The organism is Marinomonas sp. 63XJN7_7_ISO-PGPR-S23-202 (assembly GCF_056173505.1).
Genome location: NZ_CM149677.1, coordinates 1,209,508 through 1,225,159, shown reverse-complemented (window position 1 = coordinate 1,225,159; position 15,652 = coordinate 1,209,508). Strand labels below are relative to the sequence as shown.

General features: G+C 44.6%; 15 protein-coding genes and 5 tRNA genes. 15 read left to right on the top strand and 5 right to left on the bottom strand.

Going from position 1 to position 15,652, the window contains the following annotated elements:
- Positions 1-97: 97 nt before the first annotated feature.
- The 13 genes from AC0VYG_RS05620 (at position 98) to AC0VYG_RS05560 (ending at position 8,095) form a co-directional block, all read left to right on the top strand.
- Positions 98-1,912, top strand: a complete 1,815-nt coding sequence (locus AC0VYG_RS05620; RefSeq protein WP_475431342.1) for a tetratricopeptide repeat protein — start codon at positions 98-100, stop codon at positions 1,910-1,912.
- Positions 1,909-2,487 (top strand): lipoprotein insertase outer membrane protein LolB, encoded by a 579-nt coding sequence (gene lolB, locus AC0VYG_RS05615; RefSeq protein ID WP_475431341.1) that lies wholly within the window; start codon positions 1,909-1,911, stop codon positions 2,485-2,487. Before AC0VYG_RS05620 ends, lolB begins: the two co-directional genes overlap by 4 nt.
- A 5-nt stretch (positions 2,488-2,492) precedes the next feature.
- Positions 2,493-3,347 carry a 4-(cytidine 5'-diphospho)-2-C-methyl-D-erythritol kinase gene (ispE, locus tag AC0VYG_RS05610; RefSeq protein ID WP_475431340.1) on the top strand — a complete coding sequence of 285 codons (855 nt, stop codon included), beginning with the start codon at positions 2,493-2,495 and terminating at the stop codon, positions 3,345-3,347.
- Between the two features lie 69 nt (positions 3,348-3,416).
- Positions 3,417-4,364, top strand: a complete 948-nt coding sequence (locus AC0VYG_RS05605) for a ribose-phosphate diphosphokinase (RefSeq protein WP_067017068.1) — start codon at positions 3,417-3,419, stop codon at positions 4,362-4,364.
- Between the two features lie 67 nt (positions 4,365-4,431).
- On the top strand, positions 4,432-5,010 hold the full coding sequence (locus AC0VYG_RS05600) for a 50S ribosomal protein L25/general stress protein Ctc (RefSeq protein ID WP_475431339.1): 579 nt from the start codon (positions 4,432-4,434) through the stop codon (positions 5,008-5,010).
- An 18-nt stretch (positions 5,011-5,028) separates the two neighbouring features.
- Positions 5,029-5,613: an aminoacyl-tRNA hydrolase gene (gene pth / locus AC0VYG_RS05595; RefSeq protein WP_475431338.1), complete on the top strand. Its 585-nt coding sequence runs from the start codon at positions 5,029-5,031 to the stop codon at positions 5,611-5,613.
- Between the two features lie 26 nt (positions 5,614-5,639).
- The gene (gene ychF, locus AC0VYG_RS05590) at positions 5,640-6,731 is read left to right on the top strand and encodes a redox-regulated ATPase YchF (RefSeq protein ID WP_475431337.1); all 1,092 of its coding nucleotides are present in this window, start codon (positions 5,640-5,642) and stop codon (positions 6,729-6,731) included.
- 112 nt (positions 6,732-6,843) lie between these two features.
- Positions 6,844-6,918, top strand: a tRNA-Gln gene (locus AC0VYG_RS05585).
- 11 nt (positions 6,919-6,929) lie between these two features.
- Positions 6,930-7,006 (top strand) — tRNA-Met (locus AC0VYG_RS05580).
- A 13-nt stretch (positions 7,007-7,019) separates the two neighbouring features.
- A tRNA-Gln gene (locus tag AC0VYG_RS05575) sits at positions 7,020-7,094 on the top strand.
- A gap of 10 nt (positions 7,095-7,104) precedes the next feature.
- Positions 7,105-7,181, top strand: a tRNA-Met gene (locus tag AC0VYG_RS05570).
- 11 nt (positions 7,182-7,192) lie between these two features.
- Positions 7,193-7,267 (top strand) — tRNA-Gln (locus tag AC0VYG_RS05565).
- Positions 7,268-7,420: 153 nt separating this feature from the next.
- Positions 7,421-8,095 (top strand): TIGR04219 family outer membrane beta-barrel protein, encoded by a 675-nt coding sequence (locus AC0VYG_RS05560; RefSeq protein ID WP_475431336.1) that lies wholly within the window; start codon positions 7,421-7,423, stop codon positions 8,093-8,095.
- Between the two features lie 68 nt (positions 8,096-8,163).
- On the opposite strand, the gene clpB is transcribed toward AC0VYG_RS05560, so the two are convergent.
- The 3 genes from clpB to rluD all read right to left on the bottom strand — a co-directional run bounded on the left by clpB (position 8,164) and on the right by rluD (position 12,727).
- A complete protein-coding gene (gene clpB, locus AC0VYG_RS05555; RefSeq protein WP_475431335.1) occupies positions 8,164-10,758 on the bottom strand; it encodes an ATP-dependent chaperone ClpB in 2,595 nt (864 codons plus the stop codon).
- Between the two features lie 117 nt (positions 10,759-10,875).
- The gene (gene pgeF, locus AC0VYG_RS05550) at positions 10,876-11,640 is read right to left on the bottom strand and encodes a peptidoglycan editing factor PgeF (protein ID WP_475431334.1); all 765 of its coding nucleotides are present in this window, start codon (positions 11,638-11,640) and stop codon (positions 10,876-10,878) included.
- 103 nt (positions 11,641-11,743) lie between these two features.
- Entirely contained in the window at positions 11,744-12,727 is a 984-nt protein-coding gene (rluD, locus tag AC0VYG_RS05545; RefSeq protein ID WP_475431333.1) for a 23S rRNA pseudouridine(1911/1915/1917) synthase RluD, read from the bottom strand.
- A gap of 159 nt (positions 12,728-12,886) precedes the next feature.
- Between rluD and AC0VYG_RS05540 the strand changes: the two genes are divergently transcribed.
- A complete protein-coding gene (locus tag AC0VYG_RS05540) occupies positions 12,887-13,735 on the top strand; it encodes an outer membrane protein assembly factor BamD (protein WP_475431332.1) in 849 nt (282 codons plus the stop codon).
- A 64-nt stretch (positions 13,736-13,799) separates the two neighbouring features.
- On the opposite strand, the gene AC0VYG_RS05535 is transcribed toward AC0VYG_RS05540, so the two are convergent.
- The gene (locus AC0VYG_RS05535; RefSeq protein ID WP_475431331.1) at positions 13,800-14,471 is read right to left on the bottom strand and encodes a glutathione S-transferase; all 672 of its coding nucleotides are present in this window, start codon (positions 14,469-14,471) and stop codon (positions 13,800-13,802) included.
- Between the two features lie 169 nt (positions 14,472-14,640).
- Positions 14,641-14,853: a cold-shock protein gene (locus tag AC0VYG_RS05530; RefSeq protein WP_475431330.1), complete on the bottom strand. Its 213-nt coding sequence runs from the start codon at positions 14,851-14,853 to the stop codon at positions 14,641-14,643.
- A gap of 302 nt (positions 14,854-15,155) precedes the next feature.
- On the opposite strand from AC0VYG_RS05530, the gene AC0VYG_RS05525 reads away from it, so the two are divergent.
- Positions 15,156-15,608 carry a DTW domain-containing protein gene (locus AC0VYG_RS05525; protein WP_475431329.1) on the top strand — a complete coding sequence of 151 codons (453 nt, stop codon included), beginning with the start codon at positions 15,156-15,158 and terminating at the stop codon, positions 15,606-15,608.
- The last annotated feature ends 44 nt before the right edge of the window (positions 15,609-15,652 follow it).

Below are 15,652 nucleotides of genomic sequence, written 5' to 3'. Positions count from 1 at the left end.
CGCACCAGGAACGCACATGCCATTATATTTGCACAACGCAACAAAAGTTTCGTCGAAATACACACCCCTAAGATCGCTATCCTCTTGCCTATTAATTATGAGTACGTTAACGCTTTTAGGCTGCAGTCAACTACCCGCTTCCCAACAAAATGCAGGACAAGAGCGCCAAAATTCGGCATCGCCATCAGACACACACCAAAATGCGACAAATAAAGACAGCGCCACAGGCACAGCAAAAAACACTACGAATGGACCACTCAAAGCAGCTAAAGATACAACAGCACAAATCAGTGACAAATATTTAAAAGCCGTATTGGAAGCAGAATTCACTCTACAACGAGAAGGCACAGAGAAAGCCTTTGGACCTTTTTATAAACTCACTAAACAAACCCGAAACACAGCATTGGCAGAACATTTGCTGCGTATTGCTGCAGCGACTCAAAATAAACAAGACATCGAAAAAAGTGCTGACTTGATCATGTCCATTACACCACAGGATCAGCAAGCCTATGCCCTCAAGTTTCAAGTGTTAGCGCAATCCCAACGCGCTAAAGACGCGGCGAATTTATTAGAGGAGGCCGTACGACATAACGTTAAGCTTGATTTTTTACCTGTCTACGCGGATGAAAACATTCGTTCCAATGAGATAATGGGCACCTTATCTGACACACTTGTCTTGTTACCTGCTCAAATCAAGCAAAATGAATTTATTCAAGCGACCAAAGCTCGCCTACTTTTTAGTCAAGGACATTACACAGAGTCCGCTGCGCTGGCGAAGACACTTATATCAGCAAACAACGACCTACATAAAGCGCCTATCTATTTGATTCTTGCTTATAGTCAAGATCAATTAGGTAACCGAAATAAAGCCATTCAAACCTTAGAAAAAGGCTTTACTAAGTACCCGAGCGAACCCCAAATCATTACCCCATTACTGAATTTCTTAGTGCAAACAAAGCAATTAAAACAATCTGAACATGTCTACCAGACAGCAAAACTTTCACCGCTAGAACGGGTCCAAGCAGGTATTCGCTACAGCAACACCTTACTCACCAATCACCATCCACAGCTTGCCTTTGAGACGCTAAATCGCTTACCTATTAAGCATTACGGATTGCAGGATCAAATCCTCTACCTAAAAGCGACGGCACTCTATCAAACAGGTAAGAAAAAAGCCGCTATCCAAGCCATGCAGAATGTCCAAGGCGCTCTACTCAACAGCGCCACCAACCAAATGGCACTATGGATGTACGATGAAGGAAGACCAAAAGACATTAACAAAATGGTGTTGGATCGCACGCCGCATCAATATATTTCAGACGTTGTCACCGCAATCAGCCAACTTCATGAAGAAAAGCATCGTCCTGATTTGTCTTGGCAACTACTCAGCGAAGCCCTGAAAAAATACCCTCAATCCAATGCCTTGCGATACCACAAAGCCCTTTTAGCAGAAAGCATGAACCACTGGCACGACACCGTCAAAGAGCTGAAAATTTTACTATCTAAAGAGCCAAACAACCCTCAATATTTAAATGCTCTAGGCTATACCTTATTAACTCGAAGCCCGAACACACAACAAGCGATGAGCTACATTCAAAAGGCTTATAAATATGATCCGAAAGATCCAGCGATTGTTGATAGCTTAGGGTGGGGCTATTTCATGCAAGGCAAATTAAGACAAGCGACCCATTACCTAAAACAAGCTTGGCAATTGTATCCAGACTCAGACATTGCGGCTCACTTAGGGGAGTCTTTATGGCAACAAAAACATTACTCACAAGCAGATAACATATGGCAACAGGCTCTACAAATACGTCAATCATCACCTTTACTCATGGACACTATCAAACGTCTCAATCCTTCACTTATTGAGAAACACGTCACACTTCAGAAAAAGGACAGTACACAATGATCTTGCGTTTTTTCGCCATCACAGTTATTGCCAGCTTACTATCGGCTTGTAGCATGTTTCAAACGACTCCAAAGCCACCCGCTCCAAAAAGTGTTCAAGCGATTACCCAGTGGGATACGGAAGGAAGAGTCGGTATTCGTACCCCCGATGACGCTGTTTCAGGAAATTTTAATTGGCATGAAAGCCCAACGGAATTCTCCCTCAATATATACGGTCCTTTTGGCCAAGGTGCCACCAAATTGAGCGGTGTGAACGGTAAAAAAGTCACTTTAGCCTATGAAGATAAAACCATCGTTGGCAAAGACGCCGCATCGTTACTGAAGCAAAAGCTTGGTTGGGAGTTTCCAGTAAATCAAGTCACCTATTGGATGCGCGGATTGCCTTACCCGTATACACCCTACCAGTCAAAACGTAACCCCAAAACGCACCTTCTTGAACAATTACAGCAAGATGGCTGGACAATCACCTACAAAAAATTCTCTGAGGTAGAAGGCTTACAACTGCCACAAACCATGCAGGTGTCACGTCCTCCTTACCGTGTTAACTTAATTATCACCGATTGGACGGTTCAGTAGTTATTATGAAGTTGCCCTCTCCCGCGAAACTCAATCTTTTTTTACACATCATCGGTCAGCGAAAGAATGGTTATCATGACCTTCAAACCCTGTTTCAAATTATTGACCTATGCGATCAGCTAACCTTTGCAGTAAACCATGACAATACCATTCGCCTATCCCCCGCTATTGAAGGGGTCGCACCGGAAGATAACCTTATTTACAAGGCGGCATCACTGCTCAAAAAACACCGCCAAGATATGTCCCTTGGCGCGAATATTTTTCTTGAAAAGCAACTTCCTATGGGGGGAGGCATTGGCGGAGGAAGCTCCAACGCGGCGACCACATTACTTGCCCTAAACACCCTTTGGGAATGCCATTTATCACTATCTGAATTGGCTGAAATCGGGCTGCAGCTAGGAGCGGATGTACCTGTCTTTGTCATGGGACATTCCGCCTTTGCCGAGGGCGTTGGCGAGCGTCTTCAGAAGGTCGAATTGGAAACGCCGTATTTTTTGTTATTAAAACCCAACTGTCACGTGGCAACTGGTCAAATTTTTACCGATAAATATTTGACAAGAGACACCCCTCCGATCAAAATATCGCACGCCTTGAAGCTGGGTGGGCATAATGACTGTTTAAATGTTGTAAGAAAACACAATCCGCAGGTCGATGAAGCCTATTTATGGTTGAAAAATCATGGCGATGCTAAGTTGACTGGAACGGGGGCTTGTTTGTTTATTGCATTTAACAATAAGCAGGACGCTGAACGAGTAAAAGCGTTGACTCCCGAAAAATGGCAGGCTTGGGTTTGTCAGGGCTGCAACCTTTCCCCAACTCACTACGCATTAAACCAGTGGATTGAGCGAAACAGGGGATAATAAACACTTTTAAACGAATCTCCCCAGCCAATCTATGTTCATCGCTACAAAATATAAAGGGTATACACAGTGTCCAAGTTGATGGTTTTTACCGGTAATGCCAACCCTGAACTCGCTCGCAGGGTGGTTCGCCGACTCGGTCTGCCTATTGGGAATGCCACCGTAGGTAAATTCAGTGACGGTGAGATTACGGTCGAGATCAATGAAAACGTACGAGGTAAAGACGTTTTTATTATCCAGTCCACATGTGCACCAAGTAACGACAACCTGATGGAATTAATTGTCATGGCCGATGCACTGCGTCGTGCCTCTGCAAGCCGAGTGACCGCTGTTGTCCCTTATTTTGGGTACGCCCGTCAAGACCGTCGCGTACGATCTGCCCGGGTTCCCATTACAGCCAAAGTGGTTGCGGATATGATTTCCGCTGTTGGTATTAATCGGGTGTTGACCGTGGACCTTCACGCCGACCAAATACAGGGTTTTTTTGATATTCCTGTTGATAACGTTTATGCCACACCATTGTTGCTCGATGATCTACAACGCCAAGGTCATGAAAACATCGCCGTCGTCTCGCCAGATGTAGGCGGTGTAGTACGAGCTCGCGCTTTTGCAAAGTTACTAGATGATGCGGACTTAGCCATTATCGATAAGCGTCGTCCACGCGCGAATGAAGCACAGATCATGCACTTGATCGGTGACGTAGAAGGTAAAACATGCGTATTGATTGATGATATGTGTGATACGGGCGGCACTTTATGCGCCGCTGCAAAAGCCTTAAAAGAACACGGTGCCGCCAAAGTACTTGCTTACTGCACTCACCCTGTCCTTTCTGGCAAAGCTATTGAAAACATTAAAAATTCCGTGCTTGATGAGTTGGTCGTGACTGATACCATCCCATTGACACAAGAGGCGCAAAACTGCCCTCAAATACGCCAATTGTCGATGTCTGACATTTTGGCGGAAGCTGTTCGTCGCGTCTGCAACGAAGAGTCTATCAGTGCCATGTTTGGGGCCTAAACCAAACACTAACGCTCGGAACGGGTCGCAGTTCTGGGCACCATTTATTATTAACTAGGAAATTATCATGACATTATCTATTAATGCCGTTGCACGTACTAATGAAGGTAAAGGTGCGAGCCGCCGCCTTCGTAACGAAGGCCTAGTGCCTGCTGTTATCTATGGCGCTGGCGTCGAGCCAAAATCTGTTGCAATGAAAGACAACGAAGTATTTAAAGCAGTGGGCACACCAGGCTTTTTGACTAGCGTTGTTGAAGTTGTCGTTGAAGGTTCGGCTGAAAAAGTGATCGTTAAAGCGCTTCAACGCCACCCTTCTACTGGTGACGTTATGCACATCGACCTTCTTCGCGTTTCTGAAGACAAAACCATCACGACTCGTGTTCCTCTTAAATTCATCAACGCTGCAAAAAGCGAAGGTGTTAAGAGCCAAGGTGGTCGTTTGACAGTTGAAGCAAAATTAGCAGAAGTTCGCTGCCTTCCCGCAAACCTTCCTACTGAATTGGTTGTTGACACTATCGACGGTCAGCTAGGTCAGATTTTCCACCTATCTGATGCGATTCTTCCTGAAGGTGTTGAGTTGGTAGCATTGCTTAAAGGCGAAGACCACGACCAACCAATCGGTCGTATCGACAAGTCAAAACGTTAAGATATTGAAGGTGGCATTGTGACAGGTTTCAAATTATTAGTTGGTCTGGGTAACCCAGGTAGCGAATACGAGAATACTCGTCATAATGCAGGCGCTCAATGGATTGAAGCATTGGCTCGTCAGAGCCAATGCTCTTTACGTACTGAAAAGAAGTTTTTTGGTCAATTTGGCAAAGTTTCTATAGCTGGTGAAGAATGTTACCTACTGATTCCCACCACCTATATGAATTTAAGCGGTAAAGCCGTTCAAGCGGTTTGCCAATTCTATAAAATTCCTCCAGAACAAATACTCGTCATTCATGATGAACTCGACATTCCACCTGGTACAGCCAAACTCAAAAAAGGCGGTGGTCATGGTGGTCATAATGGCTTAAAAGACATCATTGCCAGGCTGGCTAATAATCGAGAATTTGGCCGCCTGCGAATTGGTATCGGCCATCCAGGTCACGCTGGCCAAGTTGCGAATTACGTTCTAAAAAAAGCCTCCCCAGATGAATACCGCAAAATAGAGCAAACGATTGATGAATCTTTGCGTTATATTGATGATATTGTCGGTGGCAATCTCAATACTGTTATGAATCAGCTGCACAGTTTTAAAGCATAATCACTTAATTATTCAGGAATCTCACTATGGGTTTTAATTGCGGCATCGTTGGGTTACCCAACGTTGGTAAATCGACTCTTTTTAATGCGCTAACCAAAGCGGGCATTGGCGCAGAAAACTTTCCATTTTGTACCATTGAACCCAATGCTGGTGTGGTCGCAATGCCAGACCCACGATTAGATGCTTTAGCAGAAATCGTAAAGCCTGAACGCGTATTGGCCACTACCATGGAGTTTGTAGACATTGCTGGGCTAGTGGAAGGTGCCTCTAAAGGTGAGGGGTTGGGGAACAAATTCCTTGCCAACATTCGTGAAACCGATGCCATTGCCCATGTTGTTCGTTGTTTTGAAGATGAGAACGTTATTCATGTTTCTAACCATGTAAACCCAAAACTAGACATTGAAGTCATCAATCTTGAGTTGATTTTTGCCGATATTGAATCCATCGACAAACAACTTTTACGCACCGCGAAAAATGCCAAAAGCGGCAACAAAGAAGCCATTGCTCACAAAGCTTTCTTGGAAAGTATTAAAGAACACTTGGAGAATGGTCAGCCTGTACGTTCTATGCAACTGACCGACGATCAAAAGAAAGAGGTAAAACTGCTTCACCTTTTGACAACGAAACCCACCATGTACATTGCTAACGTCGCTGAGGACGGATTTGAGAACAACCCTTATCTAGATCAAGTCCGTGACATCGCTGAAGCAGAAGGCGCCATGGTCGTCCCTATCTGCAACCAGCTTGAAGCAGAGATCTCAGAACTAGACACCGAAGAGATGCAAGAGTTTCTAGACGAGATGGGAATGGAAGAGCCAGGACTGGATCGAGTGATCCGCGCTGGTTATGAGCTCCTAGACCTTCAGACCTACTTTACAGCAGGCGTAAAAGAAGTACGTGCTTGGACTATCAAGCAAGGCGCAACCGCGCCACAAGCCGCTGGTGTGATCCACACAGACTTTGAAAAAGGCTTTATCCGTGCAGAAGTCGTTGGTTATAGCGATTTCATTCAATACAAAGGCGAGAGCGGTGCCAAGGAAGCGGGTAAGTGGCGCCTAGAAGGAAAGGAATACATTGTCAAAGACGGCGATGTCATGCACTTTCGCTTTAACGTTTGATTTTTTAAAAAGTTTTCAACAAAACACTTGACCCGTTAACGGGTTATATGAATAATATCGCGCCACAGAGACAGAGTATCTTTTTAGAAAATTTGTTTCTGTGTCAGTCTGTTGGGGTATAGCCAAGCGGTAAGGCAACGGGTTTTGATCCCGTCATGCGTAGGTTCGAATCCTGCTACCCCAGCCATACAGACGAACGGCTATGTAGCTCAGTTGGTTAGAGCACATCACTCATAATGATGGGGTCACTAGTTCGAATCTAGTCATAGCCACCAACAATCAGGCGATTGGGGTATAGCCAAGCGGTAAGGCAACGGGTTTTGATCCCGTCATGCGTAGGTTCGAATCCTGCTACCCCAGCCACTCTCTTTCAGGCTATGTAGCTCAGTTGGTTAGAGCACATCACTCATAATGATGGGGTCACTAGTTCGAATCTAGTCATAGCCACCAATAAAAATTGATGGGGTATAGCCAAGCGGTAAGGCAACGGGTTTTGATCCCGTCATGCGTTGGTTCGAATCCAGCTACCCCAGCCAATATAAGTTCTCGCATAAGTCCCTCATAAAGGCACATAGTGTCGTCATATTTTTTTACCTCTTACCTAATTTGCTCCTTATTCGACTGGATTTTGTATTCTAAAGATCTATAATGACCTCAAACCGTCTTTTATGATCTATGGATGCACAATTATGAAAAAAGCGCTTCTTTTCTCTACTCTTTTATTTGCTGGCGCCGCCAACGCGGATTTTCTTGGTGTGACCGCTGAAGCTGGTGCTTTCTCACCAGATGTTAGCGATGCTAAATACGCCACACACGGCAATGCAAGCAGCCCAATGGATCTTGATGGCAAGACAGGTGCTTATTTTGGTATCGCCTTGGATCATCCCATTCCATTGATCCCAAACATTCGCTTACAACATGTCTCTTTAAAAGCAGATGGCAGCATAGGCTCAAGCCCTGCTAAGCTAGATTTATCCAACACAGACTACACACTTTATTACCGCTTCTTAGACGGTCTATTCTGGTTAGACTTTGATGCTGGCATTTCATTACGAAAAATTGATGGCTCTGCTACTATTAACGGTAATAAACATGACCTATCCGATACTCAACCATTAGGTTATGCTTCCGCTTTTGTGACATTACCAGGTACCAACCTATCTTTTGGTGGGGAAGTAAAAGCAGGTGGTTATGGCGGCACAAGCATTACCGACACCACATTAAAAGTGAAATATGAAACACCTTTCTTTGTCGGTCTAGAAGGCGGATATCGCGCTATTTCCATGGACCTGAACGACATCGATAATCGTGATGTAAAAGCGGATTTCAAAGGCGCCTTCATTGGGGCTTTTGTTCACTTCTAATATTTCAAAAGAAAAAAGCCCTGTTACCAAAAGATAACAGGGCTTTTTATATCCGAGTCTAGCAACCTCTATTGCAAGAGCTGACCTTTGGCAAACACGATCTGCTCACCCTCTACATCAGCAACAATATTATCCCCCGTAACAAAATGCCCAGACAATAATTCATTGGCTAGCGGGTTTTCAATCCACTGCTGAATCGCCCGTTTTAAAGGTCTTGCGCCATAAATAGGATCGTAGCCCACTTCCGCCAAACGGTCTGAAGCCGCCTCTGAAAGCGTTAGCGTCATACCCATTTCAGCCAACCGCTCGTTGAGATGCAGCAACTGAATTTTGGCAATACCCTTAATTTGCGACTGCATTAACTGATGGAAGACCACCGTCTCATCGATACGGTTAATAAACTCTGGACGGAAATGCATTCCCACCACGTCCATAACCTTAGATTTAATCTCTTCATACTGATCATCTGAACGATACTCCTGAATGACATCCGACCCCAGGTTGGAAGTCATCACCACAACGGTATTTCTAAAGTCAACCGTTCTGCCTTGTCCGTCTGTCAAACGTCCATCATCTAATACTTGTAGCAAAATATTAAAGACATCGGGATGCGCCTTCTCTATTTCATCCAGTAGCAATACAGAGTAGGGACGACGACGAACCGCTTCCGTTAAATAACCACCTTCTTCATACCCAACATAACCTGGGGGCGCACCAATTAATCGAGCAACGGAGTGCTTCTCCATAAATTCCGACATATCAATGCGCACCATGGCCTGCTCTGTATCAAACAAGAACCTAGCCAATGACTTACAAAGCTCGGTTTTACCAACACCAGTAGGCCCTAGAAAGAGAAAAGAGCCATTTGGGCGGTTAGGGTCAGCCAAACCTGATCGAGAGCGCCTTACCGCATTAGACACCGCCTGAACCGCCTCATCTTGACCAATAACCGATTCATGCAATGCATCTTCCATACGAAGCAATTTATCACGTTCGCCCTCCAGCATCCTATCAACGGGAATACCTGTCCAGCGAGAGACCACTGTTGCAATCTCTTCTTCTGTGACTCGATTCCTAAGCAACTTAGTCTCCGACTGCTGCTCTTCTGCCTTACTGGCTTTGTCGATTTCCGCTTCCAACATAGGAATAACACCGTATTGCAACTCAGACATTTTCGCCAAGTTACCATTACGACGTGCCTCCTCCATCTCTTGCCTCACGGCTTCCAAGTCTTCTTTGAGTTTCTGCGCACCTTGAACCGCCGCTTTCTCCGCATTCCAGATTTCTTCTAAATCTGAATATTGCTTTTGCAACACATCAATTTCAGACTCAAGCTCTTCTAGACGCTGTTTTGAAGCCTTGTCTTTTTCTTTCTTCAAGGCTTCTTGCTCAATCTTCAATTGAATCAAGCGACGCTCTAAGCGATCCATGTTTTCTGGCTTAGAATCCATCTCCATACGGATGCGACTTGCCGCTTCATCAATCAAATCAATCGCCTTATCAGGCAACTGACGATCAGTGATGTAACGCTGAGATAACTTAGCCGCCGCAATGATAGCCGAATCAGTAATGTCCACACCGTGGTGCACTTCGTAGCGCTCTTTTAGGCCACGTAAGATAGCAATGGAGTCCAACACACTTGGCTCTTCCACTAAGACTTTTTGGAAACGACGCTCCAGTGCTGCGTCTTTTTCAATATACTGACGGTATTCATCCAATGTAGTCGCCCCCACACAGTGAAGCTCACCGCGTGCTAGAGCAGGCTTTAACATATTCCCAGCATCCATAGAACCTTCGGATTTACCCGCACCCACCATGGTATGAATCTCATCAATAAAGAGGATGACTTGACCTTCTTGCTTTGAAAGCTCACTCAATACGGCTTTTAGCCGCTCTTCAAACTCACCTCGGTATTTGGCACCGGCAATCAAAGACCCCATATCAAGAGCTAAGACACGCTTATTTTTTAAACCTTCTGGCACCTCAGCATTGATAATTCGCTGGGCCAACCCCTCGACAATAGCGGTCTTACCCACCCCAGGCTCACCAATTAATACAGGGTTATTTTTACGGCGACGCTGTAGAACCTGAATGGTACGACGAATTTCATCGTCCCGCCCAATCACAGGATCCAATTTACCTTCCGCCGCACGGGCCGTTAAATCCACGGTATACTTATCCAGCGCTTGGCGATTCTCCTCTGCATTGGGGTCATTCACAGAATCCCCGCCACGGACATGGTCGATCACGGAAGCAATATCCGCTTTGGTTACACCCGTCGCTTTCAACGCTTTAGCAAGATCATCTTTACCATCAAACATGGCCATCAAAACTAATTCCGACGAAATGTACTGGTCTTTACGCTTTTGCGCTTCTTTATCCGCAAGATTGAGAAGGCGACCCAATTCCGGTGACATTTGTACGTTACCATCATGATCACTGACGATAGGAAGACGAGTCAGTAACTCGTTTAGGCTTTCACGAAATTTGGCGACTTGAACACCAGCTTGCTGGAGAATAGGACGAGTACTGCCGCCCTGTTGATCCAACAACGCCATCATCAAGTGAATAGATTCGATATAGGAATGGTCTTGGCCAAGCGCGATGGACTGCGCATCAGAAAGAGCCAGTTGTAGCTTGCTTGTTAAACGGTCAATTCGCATAGGAACGTCCTCATTGTAAATAGAAAAATACGATAGCTACAACCTTAATAGGTACGCTTATTTGCTTTTCAATGAGGGAGTGTCATTTTTTTGACACCCATCAATAAATCGGTCTTATTAAGTTTCAAACCAAATAACGGATGCCATGCGCCCTGTTTGCCCATCACGCCGAAAAGAATAAAAAAGTGACGACTCAGTAAAGGTGCAATGATCCCCTCCATAGACTTGGACAACACCTTTAGCAGCAAGACGTTGTTTGGCAATCAGATACAAATCTCCCAGCCATTTACCGTTTTCTTTGGCGGTAAACGCCTGCTCAGCTTGCGACTGCACAGCGACAAAAGCCTCCCGAACTTCTCCTCCCACTTCAAACGCATTGGCCCCTATCCCAGGACCCAACCACACCATGACCTTTTCAGGAACATCAAAACACGCCAGAGTCTCTTCTAGCACGCCTGCACATAAACTCCGCCAACCGGCATGAGCCACTGCTACTCTTTGACCCGCCTCATCACAAAAGAAAACGGGCAAACAATCTGCCGTTAATATGGCACACACCTGATTCTTTTGCTGAGTAAACGCAGCATCCGCACTTTCAATATCACTATCGAACGGTAGATGTGCCACCGTCACACCATGGACTTGATTGAGCCATTGAATCGAATCCGGCATCCCTGTCGACAAAGCAAATAAGCGACGATTCTCATTGACATGCTCAATGTCATCCCCAACATGCGCCCCTAAATTTAGCGAATCAAAAGGCGACTCACTGACACCACCAATACGCGTGGAGACAAAGGCTTTAACCTGTTTCGGTGCTGGCCATGATGGCGAAAGAAACGCCCCATTCGATACCCTTAACTCACGGTCTACGTTACTCACACAATACCTCCAACCCATTAACCTTCAGCCGCTTCACTTTTATTAAAGCATCCTTTCAAGACAAGAAAAAAGCAGCCGAGGCTGCTTTGTCGATTTTGCTTACTTAAAAATAGTCCGAGTCTTCACTTCCCGACTCGACCATGTCCTTTTTAAGCGCTTCCAGCAAATGCTGCATATCATCAGGAAGATCCACCTCCCAAGCCATCCATTCCCCTGTTACTGGATGGGATAGCTCCAACCTTTTAGCGTGCAACGCTTGTCGGCGAAAACCACGCAACGCCTCTTGCAACTCAGGCGAGCAGGCCTTAGGCATTTTCAAACGACCACCATATTGCGGATCGCCCACTAACGGATATTGTATAAATGCCATATGCACACGAATTTGGTGTGTTCTGCCCGTTTCCAATTTCAAACGAATGTGCGTGTGGTTTTTAAAACGCTGCACCAGACGGTAATGGGTCACCGCATCCTTACCATTAACCGGTTCAACCGCTTGCTTTTGACGGTTGTGGGGGTGACGTCCGATAGGCTCGTCGACAACGCCACCACCAGTCATTTCTCCAATGGTAATCGCTTCGTATTCACGCCCCATGCTGCGTTCCTGCAGTTGTGCCACTAGATCTGTTTGCGCCGCCAGTGTTTTCGCGACGACCATCAACCCCGTCGTTTCCTTATCCAAACGATGGACAATACCAGCACGAGGAACATGAGCCGTTTCAGGAGCATGATACAAAATTGCATTCATCAAGGTTCCATCGCGATTGCCCACGGCAGGATGCACAACCAACCCTGCAGGCTTATTAATCACAATAATATCATCATCTTCATAGACGATGTCTAACGGCATCGCTTGCGCTTCATGCTCGGCCTGATCTTCCAGCTCCACATTTAAAACCATTCGCTCACCACCAAACAACTTTTCTTTTGGTTTGGTGACTTTACCATCCACCAATAGCGCTCCATCATTAATCCAGATTTTGATTCTAGATCGAGAGTAGTCGCTAAACAGCTCTGCTGCTATCTGATCAAATCGATGCCCTCCCAACTCAAAAGGGACTTGGGCTTCTCTTACTATGCGCTCTGCCATACAATGTACTTTTATCGGTTGTTTTCAGCCTTATGATTTAATCATAGTGACTGAAAGTGAAAAAAACGTTAGCATCTTGCCTATTACTGTTTTCGCCATAAAACGCAACAACATGCCAATTGAGGCTAATTTACCACAATATCAAGGTTTTGATTATACATGGGATTTCATCACTCGTTGCTTCGATTCACAGGAATCGCAAGTTTTTCTTTGCTGATCGCCGCCTGTTCTAGCACTCAGGTTCAAACACCAGACCTTCCAGAGCATGTTTATTATGAAAAAGCTCAAAAAGCACTGGCCGACGATCTACCATCCACAGCTGTAAAATACTTAAAAGATCTCGATAACCGCTACCCTTTTGGTGAGTACAGCACCCGCGCCGAGCTTGATCTTATTTATGCACAGTATAACGCGGGGGATTATGTGTCGGCTCACGCCACCGCTGAGCGCTTCATTAAAGACCATCCAGACAGTGAAGCCCTAGGCTATGCCTACTACATGCGAGCCTTATCAACCTTTACAGGTTCCCAAACCTTGCTAGAACGCTTTCTAGATAGCGATCCAAGTAAGCGCGACACAAGTGATCTGCAAAAAGCGTTTAAAGAGTTTGCCGATTTCCTTTCCCGCTACCCAAAAAGCAAATACGCACCAGACGCAAAAGCACGCATGATCTTTTTACGCAACACCATTGCCCGCCATGAAATTGATGTTGCTCGCTATTACCTTAAGCGCCAAGCACCTCTATCTGCTTTGCGTCGTGGACAAGTGGTGATTGACCATTATCCCAGCTCAACATCGGTAGAAGATGCGCTAGCCATCACGATTCAATCCTATAATGATTTACACCTACCTCTCTTAGCCAACACCAACCTAGAGGTTCTGAAAAAAAACTATCCTCATTCCTCCTATGTCGACAAGAAGGGGCATTTCATTCCAATACCATTACCAAGTGATGCCGATCCAGGGTTCTGGTATTGGATCAGTTTTGGCTTAATAAACAAAAACTAACCCGATCAACAAGCGATAAAAAAAGAGCCATGAGCTCTTTTTTTATCCTTAACAAGCAATCACTCTAGCCCTCTATTTTCTCTGGTGGGAAATAAACGGTCTCTTGACCTTCTTCCCAAGCTGGCCATTTCGTCATGACATTCTGAAATAAGACACCTCCAACAAAGCTGGAAAGCCAAGACCTTACATTAGAGTAACGCGACGACTCAAACCACTGTTGATTCACAGCTGCAAACTGGCGCACAAAAGGAAACAAGCAGATATCGGCCAATGACATCTTATCTCCTAATAAATACCGACATCTAGCTAAACGATTTTCTAATCGTTGTAAGAATCGCTCACCTTGTTGTCGATAATAAACTTCCGTTTGCTCTGGATATCGGTCTGCGTATTTATAGCGATCCAACCAATTTTTAAAAAAGCGATCATTATACTGAATCCATGCCATAATTTTATTCTGCCCCACCCTCTGCCGATGCCATAGCGTCTCCTTCAGCGTATCGTTTGAGCAATGTCTTAACGCCCAAAAAATGATGTCCAGACTCTCAGGATAACGCTGATCATCGCTATCAACTAATTGTGGCACAGTAGAACGGCCACCTAAGCGAAGCAACGCCTCCGGTTTGGATTTGAGCACAACCTCACGTAATACCACTCTCACACCAACTAAAGCTAATACATAACGAGCGCGAATAGCGTAGGGACAACGCCGAAAAGAATATAAAACAGCAGTCAAGCCGAACACCTCATGAAAACAAACAAAACAATAGCGAGAATGAAGAATGAGCACTCATTATTTCAACGATGAAGAGAAAAGTACTTCAATTGGTGTGACGATACACAAAATGCGGAAATAAAAAAACCACGCGTTATAGCATGGTTTTTTTCAGGAACTGGATTCAGACTTAGATAACAGAAACGTTTTCTGCCTGAGGGCCTTTTTGACCTTGCGTTACTTCAAAAGACACTTTTTGACCTTCCAGCAACGTACGACGGCCCGTGCCATTAATAGCACGAAAATGAACAAAAACATCTGGGCCATCCTCACGCTCGATGAAGCCAAACCCTTTTTCATCATTAAACCATTTAACAATACCGGAAACTAATTGACCTGACATAACAACCCCATTTCTAAACTTCTGCTGCTCTAAAAAGCAGTTTACTTTTACAATCAAAACCTAAAACGGTTTTAGCAATTTTTAGCTACTGAATCCATTGAACAATGGCATATATCACGCATCAGTCATTTGATAATAAGGAGTTCAAGATAAAATGGAAGATATACGCTTGAATAGTTTGTTAAAAAACGTAACCATTTAGTTTAGAAAAATGAGACTAATATGTTTTATAATTTAATATATATAACTGGCTTAACGGACAAACAACCTCGGCTTAAAGAATTCAAAAAGGATCAAACTCAATGAAAATTTGGCTATTAACACATAGTGAAGAGAAGAAAAAGAAAACGGGGACAGGCAAACTCGTGAAAGAAGCATTAACCAGTGAGTGTCGCATAATCGAATGGTCACGCGTTTTACCAAATGAGGAGATCTTAAATCTTGATATCGACAACACCATATTGCTTTATCCTCAAGAAGACAGCAACAAACAACCACCAAACATAGAGAGCATCGAAAATATTATTATACTAGATGGAACCTGGCAGCAGGCACGGAAAATGTATAATCAATCCCCTTACCTGAAATTATTTCCCCATTATGAAATCCAAAATAAAGTCTCCGAATACACCAAGAGACGAAACCAAAAACAAATGGGGTTATGCACCGCTGAAATCGTCATCCATATGCTGCAACAAAAAGATCACAATACAGCAATTAGTCTCAAAAATCGCTTCGATGATTTTAATAAATAACCATTAAAATCATCGAGTTAATATCATCAGACCTGTGCTACTAG

Coding starts and splice junctions, on each gene's coding strand:
- AC0VYG_RS05620 (WP_475431342.1), top strand. CDS start 98: ATGAGTACGTTAACGCTTTTAGGCTGCAGTCAACTACCCGCTTCCCAA.
- lolB (WP_475431341.1), top strand. CDS start 1,909: ATGATCTTGCGTTTTTTCGCCATCACAGTTATTGCCAGCTTACTATCG.
- ispE (WP_475431340.1), top strand. CDS start 2,493: ATGAAGTTGCCCTCTCCCGCGAAACTCAATCTTTTTTTACACATCATC.
- AC0VYG_RS05600 (WP_475431339.1), top strand. CDS start 4,432: ATGACATTATCTATTAATGCCGTTGCACGTACTAATGAAGGTAAAGGT.
- ychF (WP_475431337.1), top strand. CDS start 5,640: ATGGGTTTTAATTGCGGCATCGTTGGGTTACCCAACGTTGGTAAATCG.
- AC0VYG_RS05560 (WP_475431336.1), top strand. CDS start 7,421: ATGAAAAAAGCGCTTCTTTTCTCTACTCTTTTATTTGCTGGCGCCGCC.
- clpB (WP_475431335.1), bottom strand. CDS start 10,758: ATGCGAATTGACCGTTTAACAAGCAAGCTACAACTGGCTCTTTCTGAT.
- rluD (WP_475431333.1), bottom strand. CDS start 12,727: ATGGCAGAGCGCATAGTAAGAGAAGCCCAAGTCCCTTTTGAGTTGGGA.
- AC0VYG_RS05540 (WP_475431332.1), top strand. CDS start 12,887: ATGGGATTTCATCACTCGTTGCTTCGATTCACAGGAATCGCAAGTTTT.
- AC0VYG_RS05530 (WP_475431330.1), bottom strand. CDS start 14,853: ATGTCAGGTCAATTAGTTTCCGGTATTGTTAAATGGTTTAATGATGAA.
- AC0VYG_RS05525 (WP_475431329.1), top strand. CDS start 15,156: ATGAAAATTTGGCTATTAACACATAGTGAAGAGAAGAAAAAGAAAACG.